Annotated in this window: 14 protein-coding genes; 8 read left to right on the forward strand and 6 right to left on the reverse strand. The window is 71.7% G+C overall.

Translation table 11 applies throughout. From position 1 onward, the window contains the following. Nucleotides 1-276 precede the first annotated feature (276 nt). Both P0Y48_09685 and P0Y48_09690 read left to right on the forward strand, forming a co-directional pair. Nucleotides 277-1,281 (forward strand): serine hydrolase, encoded by a 1,005-nt coding sequence (locus tag P0Y48_09685; GenBank protein ID WEK12737.1) that lies wholly within the window; start codon nucleotides 277-279, stop codon nucleotides 1,279-1,281. Next, a complete protein-coding gene (locus P0Y48_09690; protein ID WEK12738.1) occupies nucleotides 1,278-3,605 on the forward strand; it encodes a beta-galactosidase in 2,328 nt (775 codons plus the stop codon). The genes P0Y48_09685 and P0Y48_09690 overlap by 4 nt, the downstream gene beginning before the upstream one ends. 75 nt (nucleotides 3,606-3,680) lie before the next feature. Here the strand turns inward: P0Y48_09690 and rhaS are convergent, their stop codons facing one another. From rhaS to P0Y48_09710, 4 genes are read right to left on the reverse strand one after another with little or no spacing between them, the layout of a single operon-like run. Next, nucleotides 3,681-4,724 (reverse strand): rhamnose ABC transporter substrate-binding protein, encoded by a 1,044-nt coding sequence (gene rhaS, locus P0Y48_09695; GenBank protein ID WEK12739.1) that lies wholly within the window; start codon nucleotides 4,722-4,724, stop codon nucleotides 3,681-3,683. A 58-nt stretch (nucleotides 4,725-4,782) separates the two neighbouring features. Beyond that, entirely contained in the window at nucleotides 4,783-5,841 is a 1,059-nt protein-coding gene (locus P0Y48_09700; protein WEK12740.1) for an ABC transporter permease, read from the reverse strand. Then, nucleotides 5,838-6,869, reverse strand: a complete 1,032-nt coding sequence (locus P0Y48_09705) for an ABC transporter permease (GenBank protein WEK12741.1) — start codon at nucleotides 6,867-6,869, stop codon at nucleotides 5,838-5,840. Before P0Y48_09705 ends, P0Y48_09700 begins: the two co-directional genes overlap by 4 nt. Then, a complete protein-coding gene (locus P0Y48_09710) occupies nucleotides 6,866-8,419 on the reverse strand; it encodes a sugar ABC transporter ATP-binding protein (GenBank protein WEK12742.1) in 1,554 nt (517 codons plus the stop codon). Before P0Y48_09710 ends, P0Y48_09705 begins: the two co-directional genes overlap by 4 nt. 169 nt (nucleotides 8,420-8,588) lie before the next feature. Between P0Y48_09710 and P0Y48_09715 the strand changes: the two genes are divergently transcribed. After that, nucleotides 8,589-9,599: a LacI family DNA-binding transcriptional regulator gene (locus tag P0Y48_09715; GenBank protein ID WEK12743.1), complete on the forward strand. Its 1,011-nt coding sequence runs from the start codon at nucleotides 8,589-8,591 to the stop codon at nucleotides 9,597-9,599. Nucleotides 9,600-9,614: 15 nt separating this feature from the next. On the opposite strand, the gene P0Y48_09720 is transcribed toward P0Y48_09715, so the two are convergent. Beyond that, nucleotides 9,615-10,613 carry a LacI family DNA-binding transcriptional regulator gene (locus tag P0Y48_09720; protein WEK12744.1) on the reverse strand — a complete coding sequence of 333 codons (999 nt, stop codon included), beginning with the start codon at nucleotides 10,611-10,613 and terminating at the stop codon, nucleotides 9,615-9,617. Nucleotides 10,614-10,758: 145 nt separating this feature from the next. Here P0Y48_09720 and P0Y48_09725 point away from each other — a divergent pair, with 145 nt between their 5' ends. The 5 genes from P0Y48_09725 to P0Y48_09745 all read left to right on the forward strand — a co-directional run bounded on the left by P0Y48_09725 (nucleotide 10,759) and on the right by P0Y48_09745 (nucleotide 17,071). Beyond that, on the forward strand, nucleotides 10,759-11,127 hold the full coding sequence (locus P0Y48_09725; GenBank protein ID WEK12745.1) for an L-rhamnose mutarotase: 369 nt from the start codon (nucleotides 10,759-10,761) through the stop codon (nucleotides 11,125-11,127). Continuing rightward, a complete protein-coding gene (rhaI, locus tag P0Y48_09730; protein ID WEK12746.1) occupies nucleotides 11,124-12,290 on the forward strand; it encodes an L-rhamnose isomerase in 1,167 nt (388 codons plus the stop codon). Before P0Y48_09725 ends, rhaI begins: the two co-directional genes overlap by 4 nt. 4 nt (nucleotides 12,291-12,294) lie before the next feature. After that, nucleotides 12,295-13,134 carry an alpha/beta hydrolase gene (locus P0Y48_09735; protein ID WEK12747.1) on the forward strand — a complete coding sequence of 280 codons (840 nt, stop codon included), beginning with the start codon at nucleotides 12,295-12,297 and terminating at the stop codon, nucleotides 13,132-13,134. Nucleotides 13,135-13,143: 9 nt separating this feature from the next. Further along, complete coding sequence (locus tag P0Y48_09740) at nucleotides 13,144-15,180, forward strand: bifunctional aldolase/short-chain dehydrogenase (protein ID WEK12748.1); 2,037 nt, start codon at nucleotides 13,144-13,146, stop codon at nucleotides 15,178-15,180. A gap of 439 nt (nucleotides 15,181-15,619) precedes the next feature. Then, nucleotides 15,620-17,071 carry a rhamnulokinase gene (locus P0Y48_09745; GenBank protein WEK12749.1) on the forward strand — a complete coding sequence of 484 codons (1,452 nt, stop codon included), beginning with the start codon at nucleotides 15,620-15,622 and terminating at the stop codon, nucleotides 17,069-17,071. A 168-nt stretch (nucleotides 17,072-17,239) separates the two neighbouring features. On the opposite strand, the gene P0Y48_09750 is transcribed toward P0Y48_09745, so the two are convergent. Next, on the reverse strand, nucleotides 17,240-18,229 hold the full coding sequence (locus P0Y48_09750; GenBank protein WEK12750.1) for an NADP-dependent oxidoreductase: 990 nt from the start codon (nucleotides 18,227-18,229) through the stop codon (nucleotides 17,240-17,242). Between the last annotated feature and the right edge of the window lie 16 nt (nucleotides 18,230-18,245).

Consider the following 18,245-nt stretch of genomic DNA (forward strand, 5'->3'; position numbering starts at 1 on the left):
ATTTCGGAGATTCGCACGAAATGCGGAGCGAGGTTGCCGAGGCATCCGCTCTTTTGCGTTTTCTCCGAAGTTTCCTCGTCGAGCCCTCGTCGAGCCGCTGTCGAGCCCTCGTCGAGCCGCTGTCAGGCCCTCGTCGAGCCCTCGTCGAGCCCCCGTCGAGCCCTCATCGAGCCCCCGTCGAGCCCTCGTCGTCGAGCCGCTGTCGTCGCGTCCACGATAGATGCTCCTCCGGGAAAGCGCTATCCGCCCACGCCGCGAAAGTCCTAGGCTGAGCGTATGAGCACCCCCTACGCCGCGGCCTTCGACATCGCGCGCGGCCACGTTGCATCTGGTCGTCTGCCCACCGCGGTGCTCGGCATCGCCACCGCCGACGGCACGGTCGCCCTCGACGCGTTCGGCACGGCCGCACTCGACTCCGGCACCACGCGCGCCGTCACCGTCGACGACACCTTCCGCCTCTTCTCGGTGACCAAACCCCTCCTGGGCATCGCCGCCGCGCGCGCCGTCGAACGGGGCCTCCTCTCGCTCCAGACGCCGCTCGCCGAGGCGCTCCCCGCGTTCGGTGCCGAACGCGGGGACACGGTGCGCCTGTCGCACCTCGTGAGCCACACGTCCGGGATCTCCGAACCCGCCCTCGACACGGCCCTTCCGCTCCGCCACGAGCTCCTGCACCGGGGGCGCGACTTCGCGGCGGGCACGGCATCCCGCTACTCGACGATCGCCTTCGAGGGCATCGCGGCGCTGCACGAGCACGCGACGGGAACGACGTGGGATGCCGGTGTCGCACAGTGGGCGGACGAGATCGGTGCGACGGGGATGACGCTCGACCCCGACGACGCGGTGGCCGTGCCCGACGCCGCGGCCGCGGGGCTGGACATGCCCCGCTTCCTCGCGACCCGTGCGCCGGGCGCCGGCCTCTCGGGGCGCGCGGACGATCTGCTCCGTGTCGGGTCGGAGCTCCTGCGCATCCACGCGGGAGCCGGCGACGGCATCCTGCGCCCCGCGACCCTCGAGATGATGCGGCGCCCCCTCACGGGCGACCTCCCGCGCCTCGAGCCGTACACCGCCGAGCGCGGTCAGGACTGGGGCTTCACGTGGAACCTCCGCACGCGGGCGCCGGGGCTCATCGACCGCGACGTGTACGGCCACGGCGGGTGGTCGGGCACGGAGCTGTGGGTGCACCCGTCCGCGGGCGTCGCGTGGGTGTTCCTCACCAATCAGGCGGAGCGCCCCGGCGTCGATATCGACCTGCTCGACAACGCGGTGGTGTCGGCGCGATGACCCTCCCCGCTCACACCGTGCGGCACCGCCCCTGGCCGGGGCCCGCATCGCCGGCGGCACTGCCGATCGCATCCGAGGCTGCTCGCGGCCTGTCCGTCACCGACCGCGCCGTGCTGCGGGGCGGCACGGCGTTCGTCCCGGTCTCGGGCGAGCTGCACTACAGCCGACTCCCCCGGGCGCGATGGGGCGAACGTCTGCGGCAGCTCCGCGCCGGCGGCGTGACGCTCGCGTCGACCTACGTCTTCTGGAACCACCATGTCGCCGAGCGCGGACGCCCGCGGTTCGACGGCGATCTCGACGTCGCCGCCTTCGTCGACGAGGTGGCAGCGACCGGGCTCGAGCTCGTGCTGCGGATCGGGCCGTGGGCGCACGGCGAGGCGCGAAACGGCGGGTTCCCGGACTGGGTGCAGGATGCCGATGTCGCACATCGCACGGACGACCCCGCCTATCTGGACCTCGTCCGGGAGTGGTTCGCCCAGCTCGCGGCGGCCCTGGACGGACGTGCGCGTGCGGGCGGTCCGATCGTGGCGATCCAGATCGAGAACGAGCTCTACGACCGGCCGGAGCACATCTCGACCCTCATCGGCCTGGCCCGCGAGGCCGGCATGTCGGCGCCGCTGTGGACGGCGACGGCGTGGGGCGGCGCGCAGCTCCCGGCCGGCGAGGTGGTGCCGCTGTTCGGCGGATACGCCGACGGCTTCTGGGTCGATCCGGAGGGCGGGTGGCAGCCGAACTTCCGCGCGCACTTCTTCCCCTCGCACGACTGGGACGACCCCGGCGTCGGTGAGGACGTGCGCGCGACACAGGGCTTCGCCGAAGCCGTCGCCGAAGCCGTCGCCGATGCCGGGGCCGAAGCCGCTGCCGATGCCGACGCCGGGGCCGCTGCCGAGGCCGCGAGCCGTCGCGCCGACCTGCACGGCTTCCCGCCCGCGACGTGCGAACTGGGTTCCGGGATGGCGACCGCCTACCACCGTCGCCCGGTGCTCGCGGCACGCGACATCGCGGCGCTGGCGCACGTGAAGATCGGCAACGGCTCCGCCTGGCAGGGGTACTACATGTACGTGGGCGGGCGGAATCCGCGCGCCGGACTGCAGGAGAGTCAGGCGACCGGCTACCCGAACGACCTGCCGGAGTGGAGCTACGACTTCCACGCCCCGATCGGTCAGTCCGGCGACCTGCACCCGTCGGGGCACGAGCTGCGCGCTCAGCACGCGTTCCTCGCGGCCTTCGGAGATCGCCTGGGCGGCATGACGTCGTCGCTTCCGGACGCGGGCCCCGGCGGGTTCACGGATCGCACGACGCTCCGGTGGGCACTGCGCTCCGACGGCGACGAGGCGTTCGTGGTCGTGAGCCACCATCAGCCGTACGAGCAGGTCGAGGAGGTGCGCGGCGTGCAGCTCACGCTCGCGCTCGATGCCGAGGTGCTCACGATCCCCTCGCGCCCTATCGACATCCCCGCGGGCACCCTCGCGCGCTGGCCCGTGGGGCTGCGGCTCGGCGCAGCCCCGGGCGCGACACGGCTGCGGTGGGTGACGGCATCCGCCCTGACGCTGCTTCCGCCTGAGCCGCACGCGGCGACGGATGCCACGGAGGCGACGCTCGTCGTGGCCGCGACCCCCGGCATCCCCGTCGAAGTCTGCGTCGAGGGCGAGGAGCCGCGGGACGTGCCGGTCGGGGTGCATCGCGTGGGCGACGGGCGGCTGCTCGTGGTCGCCGACGCGCACCGGGTGTGGGTCCACGGCCACGAGGTGTTCGAGACCGACGGCGAGCTCGCGACCGGCGACGCCGGAGTCGCGGTGAGGGATGCCACGTGGCTCCGCCGGTACGACCGCGCCGCGGGAGGGTGGGTCGATGCCGCCGTCGCACCGTCGCTGGAGCCCGTTCCGCCGCGCGCCGTGGGGGTGACCGCGGTGCGTGCCGCGGGGGACGTCCCCGACGACTACGGCTTCGGCGGTCGGCGGCACAGCGCCCCGTCCGCCGAGGTGCTCGAGGAGCGCGCCGCGGTGTTCGCACTCGAGGTCGGCACGTGGGACGGGGATGCCGTGCTCGACATCGACTGGGCCGGCGACGTCGCCCAGCTCTGCGTGGACGGCGAGGTCGTCGACGACAGGTTCTGGGACGGCGAGCGCTGGTCGGTCTCGCTCCCCGACGTGAGGGCGACCCCGGACAGCGTGCTGACGCTCCGCGTGCTCCCCCTGTCGACGAGATCGACCGTGTGGCTTCCGCCGGAAGCGGCCGCCTGCCGCGCCGCCGCCGCGGGGTCGCTGGTGGCCGTCGACGCCGTCGCCCTGCGCATCCGCACCCCGTGGCATCCGGCGGGGTGAGCGGATTCCCGTGCCCACGCGGCAGCGCCCCCGGAGCCGACGCGAGATCGGCATCCGGGGGCGCTGCGGGGTGACTCAGAAGTCGAAGTTCCCGATGTTCTCCTTGTCGAAGACGTACGGGTCGCCGAGCAGCACGGTGGAGTCCGCGCCGACTTCGTAGGAGCCGAGGTCGCCCGCCTCGAAGCTGTCGCCCTCCGCACCGGTGATGTCGCCCTTGATGAGGGCGGCCGCGGCGTAGGCGGCGAGGTAGCCGAGCTCTTCCGGGTTCCACAGCGCGAACGCGGTGACGGTGCCGTCCTCGACGTACTCGCGCATCTGGTTCGGGGTGCCGAGGCCGGTCAGCGCGACCTTGCCCTTGTAGTCCGACGTCGACAGGTAGCGGGCCGCGGCGGCGACACCGACCGTGGTGGGCGAGATGATGCCCTTCAGGTTCGGGTGCGACTGCAGCAGCGCCGCGGTCTTGTCGAACGACGTCTGGTCGTCGTCGTCGCCGTAGACCGTCTCGACGAGGGTGATGTTCGGGTGGTCGGCCGCGAGGATCTCCTTCATCGTCTCGATCCACGCGTTCTGGTTGGTCGCGTTGGCGGATGCCGAGAGGATCGCGATCTCGCCCTCGTCGCCGATCTGCTCCGCGATGAGGTCGACCTGGATCTTGGCGATCCCGTCGGCCGTCGCCTGGTTGATGAACAGGTCGCGGCAGTCGGGGTTCGTGTCGGAGTCGAACGTGACGACCTTGACGCCGGCGTCGCGTGCCTCGTTGAGGGCGTCGCAGATCGCCTGCGGGTCGTTGGCCGACACGACGAGCGCGCCGACGCCCTGCTGGGTTGCCGTGTTGATGTAGCTGACCTGAGCGTCCGGGGTGGCCTCGGCCGGTCCCACCTCGGCGAAGGTCCCGCCGAGCTCGTCGACGGCGGCCTTGCCACCCTTGCTGGAGGTGTCGAAGTAGGGGTTGCCCAGGTTCTTCGGCAGGAACGTGATCGCCAGGTTGGCGGTGTCGCCGCCGTCGCCCGTCGAACCCGGCGCGGGCGTCGTGCCGGTGTCGGCGCAGCCGGCGAGCGCGAGCGCGGCGACGACGGCGACGGCCGCGACGGCCGCGACGCGTGTGCGTGCAAACATCATTGTTTTCCTTTCGTGGGTGCGCCGCGACGGATGTCGTCGGCCGGGGTCGCGCAGCAGATCATGGTGCGGTTCGCGCTGCGGAGTGCGAGGGGCGAGCGGGGCGGGTGCGCACGCGCTGCAGCCACGCGAGCACGCTCGCGGCCACGACGGAGAGCACCAGCAGCACGCCGGTGATGATGTTGATGACGTCGGAGGTGACGTTGGCCAGGCGCAGCGCGCTGGAGAGCGTGCCGATGAGAAGTGCCGCCGCGACCACCCCGTACAGCTGTCCCCGCCCGCCGAAGACGGACACCCCGCCGAGCACGACGGCGGCGATCACCTGGAGCTCGAGTCCCGTCGCGTTGTCGCCGCGGGCGCTGCCGAAGCGCAGCGTGTAGTAGATCCCGGCGAAGGCCGAGACGAGCCCGGCGACGACGAACAGGATGAACTTCGTGCGCTCCACGTGCACGCCGGAGAACCGGGCGGCATCCTTCGACAGTCCGATCGCGAAGATGCCGCGGCCGAACGGGGTGAAGTGCAGGACGACCACGAAGATCACGAGCAGGACCAGGAACGGCACCATGATGTACGGGATCGTCGTGCCGGCGATCTTCGCCTTCGCGAGCGCCGTCCACGCCTCCGGGAAGTCGGTGACCGCGGTCGTGCCGAGGAGCCCCACCGCGAGCCCGCGGAAGAGGGCGAGCGTGCCGATCGTGACCGCGAGCGACGGCAGTCCCACGACGGTCACGAGGAAGCCGTTGACGGCGCCGCCGATCACACCGACGAGCAGCGCCAGCAGCGCCGCCGCCTCGAACGGGACTCCCGCTTCGACGGCCACGCCCGTGACGACGCTCGCGAGCCCGACCATGCTGCCCACGGACAGATCGATCTCACCGGTGATCATGACGAGCGTCATGGGGAGGGCGATCAGCAGAATGGGCGCGATGTCGAGCAGGAGGTAGTTCGCGGTGATCGGCTGCGCGAAGCCGCGGACGGTGGCCGCCGACACGACGACGACCAGCACGAGGAGGGCGACGATCGCCGTCTCTCGCGACAGCAGCACACGGCGCCACAGCGGCTTCTCGAAGTCGCGCGCGACCCGCACCGAGGCGGTCGCGGGAGAGGTCTGGGTGGTCATGACTCGTCCCTCGCTTCGATGAGGCGCTGTCTCTGTCGCACGGCCAGCCAGCGGTCCAGCACGATCGCCCCGATGATGAGCACACCGACGACGGCGCGCTGCCAGAAGTCCGGGATGCCGAGGATCGGCAGCGCCCGGTTGATCGTCATGAGCAGGACGGCGCCGATCGCCGCGCCCCACACGGTGCCGACCCCGCCGGTGATCGCGACGCCGCCGATGACGGCGGCCCCGACGGCATCCAGCTCCCACCCGGCACCGGCCTGCGAGCTCACCGAGCCGTACCGGGCGGCGTAGAAGACGCCCGCGAGGCCGGCGAGCGCACCGGAGAGGACGAAAGCGGTCAGCACGCGGCGGGTCACCTTCAGCCCGTAGAGCTCCGCGGCGGCCGGATCGGAACCGATCGCGTAGAACTCACGGCCGCCGCGCGTGTTGCGCATGTACCAGGCGGCGATGGCGAGCACGACGAAGGCGACGATCGACAGCACCGGGATCCACAGCAGCTGTCCCGTGCCGAGCGCGAGGAACTCGCGCGGCATGTCGGACGCGTTCACGCGGCTGGAACCGGCCCACATGACGTTGATGCCGCGGTAGGCATACAGCGTGCCGAGGGTGATGACCATCGCCGGCACCCGCGCGATCGCGACGAGCGCGCCGTTGATGAGGCCCAGCGCGCCGCCGAACACCACCGCCAGGAGCACGACGACAGGAATCGGGATGCCGGGCACGTCGATGAACAGTCGGCCCGTGAGATAGGCCGACAGCCCCATCACCGACCCGACCGAGAGGTCGACGTTGCGGGTGATGATGACGAAGGCCTGGCCCACGGCCACGAGCACGAGGATCGACGGGGTCAGCAGCAGGTCTCGCCAGCCGTCGGGGCTGAAGAGGAACGCCGGGTTCTTCGCCGTCGCGGCGATCACGACGAGCGCGAGGGCGACGAGGATGCCGAACTCGCGCGCCTTGCCGAGGGCGCCGATGCGCCGGGTGAGGCCCGAGACGGGGATGCGGGTGGTGGACGTGAAGGTCACGAGTTCTCTCCCGCGTCGGTCGTGGCAGCGTCGGTCGTGGAAGCGTTGGAGGCGGCGTGGGTGGCGGCGAACATGACGTTCTCGGACGTGGCATCCGCTCGGTCGATCTCGGCCGTGATGCGCCCCTCGCGCATGACGAGTACGCGATCGGCCATGCCGAGCACCTCGGGGAGCTCCGAGGAGATCATGAGGATGCCCATGCCCTCTCCCGCGAGCTGGGAGAGGAGTCGGTGCACCTCTGACTTGGTGCCGACATCGATGCCGCGGGTGGGCTCGTCGATGATGAGGACATCGGGCTGGGTCGCGAGCCATTTGGCGAGCACGACCTTCTGCTGGTTGCCGCCGGAGAGGGTGGAGGCGACGGTGTCGAGGGCGTGCGCCTTCACTTCGAGACGGCTCGCCCATTCGCGCGCCGCGCGGTTCTCCATGCCGGTCGTGAGCAGCCCGAACTTCGACAGCTGCCGGCGGATCGCGGTCGTGATGTTGCGCCCGACGCCCGACTCGATGACCAGCCCCTGCTTGCGACGGTCCTCGGGGACGAGCGCGATACCCGCCCGCATCGCGTCGGTCGGACGCGACCGCGCGATGCGCTTGCCTTTCATCGTGACCGTGCCCTCGCGGTAGCCGTCGACGCCGAACACCGCGCGGGCGACCTCGCTGCGCCCGGCGCCGACGAGCCCGGCGAGCCCGACGATCTCGCCCGCGCGCACCGTGAAGGAGATGTCGTGGAAGACACCGGGGCTCGTGAGGTTCTCGACCTGCAGGAGCGGCTCGCCGATCGCCGTCTCCTGCTTGGGGAACAGTTCCGTGACGTCGCGACCGACCATCTGGCGGACCAGTTCGGCGGGGGTCGTCTCGGCGATGGGGGTCGTGGCGATGTAGGCGCCGTCGCGCATGACGGTGACGGTGTCGCACAGGGCGAACACCTCGTCGAAGCGGTGGGAGATGAAAATGAGCCCGCGCCCCTCGTCGCGCAGGCTCCGCGCGATCGCGAACAGGCGCTCGACCTCGACGCCGGACAGCGCCGCGGTGGGCTCGTCCATGATGAGCACCCTGGCATCCAGCGAGACGGCCTTCGCGATCTCGATGACCTGCTGGTCGGCGATCGACAGGCCCTCGGCCGGGCGGTCGGGGTCGATCGTGACCCCGAGGCGCGTGAAGAGGCGCTCGACCTCGTGGCGCATGGCCTTGCGGTCGATGCGCCCCAGGCGTCCGATGGGCTGGCGACCCATGAAGATGTTCTCGGTGACCGAGAGGTCGGGGAAGAGCGTCGGCTCCTGGTAGATGACGGCGATGCCGGCGGCCTTGGACTGCGCAGTGGAGGTGAAGTCGACGTCTTCGCCGTCGAGCTGGAACGCGCCTCCGTCGCGGCGATAGAGGCCCGCGACGATCTTGACGAGCGTCGACTTTCCGGCGCCGTTCTCGCCGATGAGGGCGTGGATGGAGCCCGCCTGCAGGCGCAGGCTGCCCGAGCGCAGGGCCACGACGGCGCCGAAGGATTTCACGACCTTCGACAGCTCGAGCACGACGGGTGCGTCAGCGACGGGCACGTGCGCCTCCTCATTGAGGGTGGATGGGACGGAAGCGATCTGAAGGATTCTGAAACTATCTGAATCGATTCAGGTCGGATTCATGGATACTGTAGGCATCACATCCGCACCGGTCAAGTCACGGTCCGGATACGACCTCGGATCTTCCCCGGCTGCGAAGGAGCGCCCCATGGTGGTGAGCATCAGAGACGTCGCGCTGTCCGCGGGCGTCTCTGTCGGCACGGTCTCCAACGTGCTCAACCGCCCCGAGACCGTGTCGTCCGAATCGGCCGAGCGCGTGCTCCGCGCGATCGAGGATCTCGGCTACGTCCGAAACGACGCCGCCCGCAAGCTGCGCGCCGGCGTCAGCACGACCGTCGGGTTCGTCGTGCTCAACGGACAGAACCCGTTCTTCGCCGACGTCGTGCGCGGCGCGGAGGACGAGGCCTCCCGCCACAGCATCGCCGTGCTCTACGGCAACACCGACGAGGACACCAACCGCGAGCGCATGTACCTCGACCTGTTCGAGGAGCAGCAGGTGCGCGGCGTGCTCATCTCCCCCTACGGCGACATCCTCCCGCGGCTCGAACGGCTGCGGTCTCGCGGCATCCGTGCCGTGCTCGTCGACCGCTTCGGCGGGACGAGCCGGTTCAGCTCCGTGTCGGTCGACTCCGTCGCCGGCGGACGCATGGCCGTGGAGCACCTCATCGAGACCGGCCGCCGACGCATCGCCTTCGTGGGCGGGCCGCTGGAGATGCGGCAGGTCACCGACCGCCTGGCCGGCGCACGCGTCGCCGCCGACAACGCCCTCGACCCGATCGAGCTCGAAGTGCTCGTGACGGATGCCATGACCGTCGAACAGGGCGTCGCCGTCGGCGCGAAGGTGCTGAGCCGGCCGCGCCGCGAGTGGCCCGACGCGATGTTCGCCGCCAACGACCTCATCGCCCTCGGCCTGCTGCAGTCGCTCGTGGTGGGCGGCCGCATGCTCGTGCCCGACGAAATCGCCCTCATCGGCTTCGACGACATCTCCTTCGCCTCGGCGGCGGCGGTGCCGATCACCTCGATCCGTCAGCCGAGCGGCATGATCGGACGTACAGCGCTGCGCATCCTCCTCGAAGAGTGCGACGATCCCGAGCTCATCCCCCGCCAGACCGTGTTCCAGCCCGAGCTCGTGGTGCGCCGCTCCACCGCCGCACGCTGACCCGACCGCCGGCGCTCAGCGGCTGGAGGCGCGGACGACCAGTTCGGGGCGGAAGCGCACGTGGCGCGGGGCGGATGCCGGGTCGTCCAGCCGCTCGAAGAGCACGTCGACCGCGGCGGCGCCGATCGCCCGCGCGGGTTGACGCACCGAGCTCAGGGGGACGACGGTCGACTGCGCGAACTCGATGTCGTCGTAGCCGACGAGCGCGACCTCTTCCGGAACGCGGATCGCCCCCAGGATCGCCGCCCCCTGCAGCACGCCGACGGCGAGGAGGTCGTTCGCGCAGAACACGGCGTCCGGCCTGTCGTCCCGTGCACGGCCGGCGATCGCTTCGCCGATCTTCCGGCCGTCGAGCACCGTGAGGGCGTCGGTCTCGATCACCTCGAGCGTCGCGCCGGCGACCTCGGCGAGGGCGCGGCGGGCGCCCGCGAGGCGATCGGCGACCTGGCGGATGGACGTCGGTCCGACGAAAGCGATCCGCCGGCGCCCCTGCGCGAGGAGGTGGGCGACGGCCAGGTGTCCGCCCTCGACATCGTCGACGGCGACGGAGGGCAGCCCGCCGCCGTCGAGCTCGGCATCCAGGAGCACGATGGGCAGGCCCGCGTCGATGAGCGTCTCGGCCCGCGCCTCGTCGAGGAGCTGGGGTGTCAGCAGCACACCGTTGACGCGCTGCTCGCGGAAGAGGTCGAGGTAGGCGTTCTCGCGGTCGGCGCTCTGGTCGCTGCTGCCCAGGAGCACGGAGATGCCCTGGTCCGCCGCGCGCTCCTGTGCGCCGCGGGCGACCTCGGCGAAGAACGGGTTGGCGCTGTCGAGCACGATGAGCCCGATGCTGCGGCTCCGACCGGCGCGCAGCTGTCGCGCGGCGTCGTTGCGCACGAACCCGAGGCGTCCGATCGCCGCCTGCACGCGGGCGACGGTCTCGGGCGCGACCTTCTCCGGACGGTTGAGCACGTTGGACACGGTGCCCACCGACACGGATGCCGCTGCCGCGACGTCCTTCACGCTGACTGCCATGGCCTGCCTGTCTTGACGGATCGTGGTCCCCACATTACAGTTTGAATCGTTTCACACCGCGGTCCGACCCGACCTCCGACCGCCTACAGCCCGACCACCCGCGATCCACCAGCGATCCACCCGCGAACCGCCACGAAGGAGTGCCATGACCGTCCGCGTCGCGTTCCAGCTGCAGATCGCACCCGACCGGATCGACGAATACGTCGCCCGCCACAGCCCCGTCTGGCCCGAGATGCTCGCCGAGATCGCCGCCGCCGGTCGCCGCAACTACTCGCTCTTCCTCGATCGCGACAACGCGCGCCTCTTCGGCTACTACGAGACCGACGACGACGTCTCCGCCCAGGCCTACCTCGCCGCCTCGCCGGTCGCCGCGGAATGGGAGGCATCGATGGCGCCCTTCTTCGTGGGCCTCGACGGTCGCCCCGACCAGGCCGCGACCCCCCTCGCCGAAGTCTTCAACCTGCACGACCAGCTGACGGCATCCGTCACCGACCACGAAAGCGACGCATCGTGAGCACGCTCTCCCCCGACGTCCAGTCCGCCCTCGCCCAGCAGGGCATCGAGCTGCCCAGCTGGGCGTTCGGCAACTCGGGCACGCGCTTCCGCGTGTTCCCCACGGCGGGCACCCCGCGCGACCCGTTCGAGAAGATCGCCGACGCCGCCCAGGTTCACCGGTACACCGGCCTCGCCCCGAGCGTCGCCCTCCACATCCCGTGGGACCGGGTCGACGACTTCGGCGCCCTCCGCCGTCACGCGGAAGACCTGGGCGTGGCCCTCGGGACGATCAACTCCAACACGTTCCAGGACGAGGACTACAAGTTCGGCGCCCTCACCCACCACGACGAGACGATCCGCCGGAAGGCGATCGACCACCACTTCGCATGCATCGACGTGATGGATGCCACAGGCTCCCGCGACCTGAAGATCTGGCTCGCCGAGGGCTCGAACTACCCGGGCCAGAACGACATGCGGGGCCGCCAGGACCGCCTGCAGGACTCGCTGCAGCAGATCTACGCGCGTCTGTCGGGCGAGCAGCGCCTCGTGCTGGAGTACAAGTTCTTCGAGCCGGCGTTCTACCACACCGACGTTCCGGACTGGGGCACCTCCTACGCGCAGGTGGCCTCGCTCGGCGAGCGCGCGATGGTGTGCCTCGACACCGGCCACCACGCCCCCGGCACGAACATCGAGTTCATCGTCATGCAGCTCCTGCGCCTCGGGAAGCTCGGCTCGTTCGACTTCAACTCGCGCTTCTACGCCGACGACGACCTCATCGTCGGCTCCGCCGATCCGTTCCAGCTGTTCCGGATCCTCGTCGAGGTCGTCCGCGGCGGCGGCCTCAACAACCCCGACGTCGCGTTCATGCTCGACCAGTGCCACAACATCGAGGACAAGATCCCCGGGCAGATGCGCTCCGTGCTCAACGTGCAGGAGATGACGGCGCGCGCGCTGCTCGTCGACCGCGCCGCGCTCACGGCCGCGCAGGAGGCCAACGACGTGCTGGGGGCGAACGCGGTGCTGATGGATGCCTTCTACACCGACGTCCGCCCTGCCCTCGCCGAGTGGCGCGCTTCCCGCGGCCTGCCCGCCGACCCGATGGCCGCGTACGCCGCGAGCGGCTACCAGCAGCGGATCGCCGACGAGCGCGTCGGCGGTACGCAGGCGGGCTGGGGCGCGTGAGCCGATGACGACGGTCACCGACGACACCCTCGACGGTCCGCACGGACCGCTCCGCGTGCGCCTCTACCGTCCGGCATCCGCTGCCGGTGTCGGGCTCGTGTGGGCGCACGGCGGCGGCTTCGCGGCGGGCGACCTCGACATGCCCGAAGCCGACGGGGTCGCGCGCGGCCTCGCCGAGCGCGGCATCACGGTCGTGTCGGTCGATTACCGGCTCGCGCCGCTCACCCCCGGCACCGACGGGGTGCGGCATCCCGTCGCCTCCGAAGAGGTGGGCTTCGCGTTCGCGTGGGCGCGCGGCGCCGACCTCGCCCCCGGGCCGTGGGCGATCGGCGGCGCCAGCGCGGGAGCGAACCTCGCGACCGGCGCCACCCTCCGGCTGCTCCACACCGGCGATCCCACAGGCCTTCCCGCGCTCGTCGCGCTCGCGTACCCGACCCTGCTCGCCGTGCAGCCCGCGCCCGATGCCGCTCTGCGCGCCGCGCTGGATGCCGACCCCGTCGCCGACCGGTTCGGCCCCCACGTCGTCCGCGCGATGTACGAGAACCTCCTCGGCGGCCCGGTCGACGACGCCGACGTCTACGCCGTCCCGGGACGCGCCACGAGCGACGAGCTCGCCGGCTTCCCGCCCGTGCTCATGGTCAACAGCGACACCGACGAACTGCGCGTCTCCGGCGAGGCCTTCGCCGCCGCCCTCCACGACGCCGGCGTCGACGTCACCGTCGTGACCGAGCCAGGCACGCAGCACGGCCACCTGAACCGTCCCGAGGAGGCCGCGGCATCCGTCTCGATCGGCCGGTTCGCCGACCGCCTCCTCGCCCTCATCCCCGCCTCATCTCGATCCTGAAAGCACCCCATGACGAACTACGCCGTCGCCGACCTCATCGCCCGCAGCAACCGGCTGGGCTCCGACCCGAAGAACACGAACTACGCGGGAGGCAACACCTCCGCGAAGGGCACCGAGACCGACCCGGTGACCGGCGAGCCCGTCGAGCTGCTGTGGGTGAAGGGCTCCGGCGGCGACCTCGGCACGCTGAAGCCGGAAGGGCTCGCCGTCCTCCGCCTCGACCGCATGCGCGCCCTCGTCGACGTGTACCCCGGGCTCGACCGGGAAGACGAGATGGTCGCCGCGTTCGACTACTGCCTGCACGGCAAGGGCGGCGCAGCCCCCTCGATCGACACCGCGATGCACGGCCTCGTGGATGCCGCACACGTCGACCACCTGCACCCCGACTCGGGCATCGCGATCGCCACAGCCGCCGACGGCGAAGAACTCACCCGGCGGATCTTCGGCGACCGCGTCGTGTGGGTGCCGTGGCGCCGCCCCGGCTTCCAGCTGGGCCTCGACATCGCCGCGATCAAGGCCGCCAACCCGCAGGCGATCGGCACGATCCTCGGCGGCCACGGCATCACCGCGTGGGGCGACACGTCGGCGGAGGCCGAGGCGAACTCCTCTGAAATCATCGCGAAGGCCGCCGAATACCTCGAAAAGCACGGCAAGGCCGACCCGTTCGGAGGAGTTCGCGACGGCTACACCGCGCTCCCCGAGCCCGAGCGTCGTGCGAAGGCCGCCGCCCTCGCCCCCACGATCCGAGGACTCGCGTCCACCGACAAGCCCGTCGTCGGCCACTACACCGACGCCGACGTCGTCCTCGACTTCCTCGCCTCCGAGAAGGCGCCCGCTCTCGCCGCCCTCGGCACGAGCTGCCCCGACCACTTCCTGCGCACGAAGGTCAAGCCGCTCATCGTCGACCTGCCGGCATCCGCGTCGGTCGACGACACGATCGCCCGCCTGCGTGAGCTCCACACCGCGTACCGCGCCGACTACCAGGCCTACTACGACGCGCACGCGACGGCCGAGAGCCCCGCCATCCGCGGCGCCGACCCGCTCATCGTGCTCGTGCCGGGTGTGGGCATGTTCTCCTACGGCGCCAACAAGCAGACGGCCCGCGTCGCCGGCGAGTTCTACGTCAACGCGATCAACGTGATGCGAGGCGCCGAAGCGGTGTCGACGTACGCGCCAATCTCGGATGCCGAGAAGTTCCGCATCGAGTACTGGGCGCTCGAAGAGGCGAAGCTGCAACGGATGCCGAAGCCGAAGACCCATCAGGGCCGCATCGCCTTCGTCACCGGCGCGGCATCCGGCATCGGCAAGGCCATCGCCACCCGCCTCGCCGCCGAGGGCGCGTGCGTCGTGGTGGCCGACCTCGACCTCGAGAAGGCGCAGGCCGCCGCCGCCGAGCTGGGCGGCACCGACGTCGCGATCGGCGTCGCCGCGAACGTCGCCGACGCCGACGGCGTGCAGGCCGCGATCGACGCGACGGTCCTCGCCTTCGGCGGCATCGACCTCGTCGTCAACAACGCGGGCCTTTCACTGTCCAAGCCGCTGCTGGAGACGACCGAGAAGGACTGGGACCTGCAGCACGACGTCATGGCCAAGGGCTCGTTCCTCGTCGCGAAGGCCGCCGCGAAGGCGCTCATCGCGCAGGGCATGGGCGGTGACGTCATCTACATCTCGTCGAAGAACTCGGTGTTCGCCGGCCCCAACAACATCGCCTACTCGGCCACCAAGGCCGACCAGGCCCACCAGGTGCGCCTCCTGGCCGTCGAGCTCGGCGAGCACGGCGTGCGCGTGAACGGCATCAACCCCGACGGCGTCGTGCGCGGCTCCGGCATCTTCGCCGCCGGCTGGGGCGCCAACCGCGCCGCCACCTACGGCGTCAAGGAAGAGGAGCTCGGCCAGTACTACGCCAACCGCACGATCCTCAAGCGCGAGGTCGTTCCCGAGAACGTCGCGGATGCCGTCTACGTCCTGACCGGCCCGGAGCTGTCCCGGACCACGGGCCTCCACATCCCCGTCGACTCCGGCGTCGCGGCCGCCTTCCTCCGATGACGGGGGCGACACGTTTCGTCTCGTCGCTGCGCTCCTCGCTCAACGACCGGGAAGGGACGGTGCGTTCCGGCGACCGGGACACGCCGGGCGTTGAGCGAGCGGAGCGAGACGAAACGACGCGACCCCGCGACGGGAAACGGTGGAAGGCGACACGCTTCGACTCGTCGCTGCGCTCCTCGCTCAACGACCGGGAAGGGACGGTGCGGTCCGGCGACCGGGACACGCCGGGCGTTGAGCGAGCGGAGCGAGACGAAACGACGCGACCCCGCGAGGGGGCGCGGTGGAAGGCGACACGCTTCGACTCGCCGCTGCGCTCCTCGCTCAACGACCGGGAAGGGACGGTGCGGTCCGGCGACCGGGAGGGGGCGGTGCGTTTCGACTCGTCGCTGCGCTCCTCGCTCAACGACCGGGAGACGACGCGACCCCGCGAGGGGGCACGATGACGGGCGGGACCGTCGCCGCAGTCGACCTCGGGGCCACGAGCGGTCGCGTCATCGCGGGGCACGTCGGCCCCGACACCCTCGAGACCGTGACCGTGGCGCGGTTCCCCAATGAGCCCGTCGTCGCCGGCGACGGCCTCCACTGGAACCTCCTGGGCATGTACGGCGCGGTCCTCGCCGGCCTCCGCGAGGCGTTCGCCCAGGCGGATGCCGACGGCATCCGCTCGATCGGCGTCGACTCCTGGGCCGTCGACTACGGACTGCTGCGCGGAGCGCGCGACGGGGCGGAGGGCCGCCTCCTCGGCGAGCCGTTCCACTACCGCGACGAGCGCACCGCGCGCGGCGTCGCAGCCGTGCACGCGGCGGTGCCGCACGCCGAACTGTACGAACGGAACGGACTGCAGTTCCTGCCGTTCAACACGCTCTACCAGTTCGCCGCCGAAGACCCGGCCGTGCGCGACCTCGCCGACACGGCGCTGCTCATCCCCGACCTCGTCGCCTACTGGCTCACCGGCATCGCGCGCGCAGAACTCACCAACGCGTCCACGACGGGACTCCTCCGCTGGTCGGACGGCCGCTGGGACACCGCGCTGGCCGACGCCCTCGGCATCCCGGCCCGGCTGCTGCCCCCGCTCATCGCGCCGGGCGAACGCATGGGCGCGCTGCGGCACAACGTCGCCGCCGCCCTCGGCGCCCCCGCCGGCGTGGATGTCACGGCCGTCGGATCGCACGACACCGCCTCGGCCGTGGTCGCGGTGCCGATGCGGGCCGACGCCGCCGCGTACATCTCCTGCGGCACGTGGGGGCTCGTCGGGGTCGAGGTCGACCGCCTCGTGCTCACCCCCGAGGCCCTCGCCGCGAACTTCACCAACGAGGGCGGCGTCGACGGACGCGTGCGACTGCTGCACAACGTCATGGGGCTGTGGGTGCTGAGTGAGACCGTCCGCGGATGGGAACGCGCCGACGGCGGCGCCACGATCGACCTCGGGGAGCTGCTGGCGGCGGCCGCCGAGGTTCCGGCATCCGCGGCTCCCGTCTTCGACGTCGACGACCCGCGCTTCCTGCCGCCGGGCGATATGCCGGCGCGGATCGACGCCTGGTGCGCCGAAAACGGGGTCGCCACCCCGCGCAGCCGCGCCGAGTACACGCGGTCGATCGTCGAGTCGCTCGCGCAGGCGTTCGCCGACACCGTGGCGACGGCCGGGCGCCTCGGCCACGTCGACGTGCGGACGATCCACATCGTCGGCGGCGGCGCCCTCAACGAACTGCTGTGCCAGCGGACCGCCGACCGCTCCGGCACCCCCGTGCTCGCCGGTCCCGTCGAGGCGACGGCGCTCGGCAACGTGCTCGTGCAGGCCCGCGCCGTGGGGCTCGTGTCGGGCTCGCTCGAATCTCTCCGCGACCTCGTCGCCCGCACCCACGCGCCCCGCCGGTACCTGCCGCGCGCCTGAACCGCTCGCGTGGCGCCGCCGGGCCCGCCCGCTTACAGGCAGAATCGGCCCGACCGACGCCACCGCGCCCCGCCGAAGCCCGTTCTGCCTGTAAGCGGGCAGGCGTCGCTGACGGGCGGGCGTCGCTGACGGCCGGGGGGGGGGGCAGGGGGCCGGCGGGGCAGACCCTCAGCGGGCGGCTTCGAACACGTCGCGCGCCTTCAGCGACCGCACGGTGGTCACGGGGCGCGTGCCGAGGATCACCTTGCCCCGCGCGTGCAGGCGCGAGAGGTCGAGGTACGCCTCAGCGATCTCGGCGAGAGGGTAGAAGCCCGACACGAGCACGGTGAAGGCGCGCCGCTCGGCGAGGCGCACGACCTCCTCGAGCAGCCGGGTCCCGCGCGAGAGCGCCTCGGCGTCGTCGGCGAGGAGGGCGAGCTCGGTGCGGCGGCGGTCTTCGCTGGACCGGTAGCGCATCTCGGGCACGCCCAGCTCGTCGGCCAGCGCGCGACCGTCCTGTCCGAAGTTGTCGATCATGACCGTGACCGGTTTCCCCGCAGCAGCGCGGATGCGGTCGGCGATGCCCTCGCCGTACCGCACCGGTGTGATGCCGACCTGGCGCAGGTAGTCGAAATTGCGGTCGCCGCAGGTGCCGATGACGGTCGCGCCGCGGTGGCGGGCGATCTGGGCCTCGATGCTGCCGACGCCGCCGGCGGCGGCCGAGATGACGACGACGTCGTCGGCGCCGACGCGGACGTCGTCGAGCGTGTCCAGCGCCGTGGCCCCGGCGAGGTAGAGGCCGCCCGCCGTCTCCCACGTGACACCGCGGGGCTTGGCGACCAGGGTGGCCTGCGGCACCGTGACGTACGCGGCGTGGGCCCCCGCGCGCACGTGTCCGACGACGTCGTCGCCGCGCCGCCACCGGGTCACGCCGTCGCCGGCCGCGACGACGATGCCCGCGAAGTCGCTCCCGGATCGGCGCGGCCACCGGTCGTCGTCCCAGGCATCCTCCCGGCCGGAGCGGATGAAGCCGTCGATGTGACTGATGCCCGACGTGATCACCTCGACCGTCACTTCACCCGGACCGGGCGCCGGGAGGGGCCGGGCGCGAAGCTCGAGCACGTCTGCATCACCGGGGCGGTCGTACTCCACGACCCTGTTCTCGTCGTGCCGTTTCATGGGAACCCCTTCCTCC

Source organism: Candidatus Microbacterium phytovorans (assembly GCA_029202445.1).
Taxonomy (GTDB): Bacteria; Actinomycetota; Actinomycetes; order Actinomycetales; family Microbacteriaceae; genus Microbacterium; species Microbacterium phytovorans.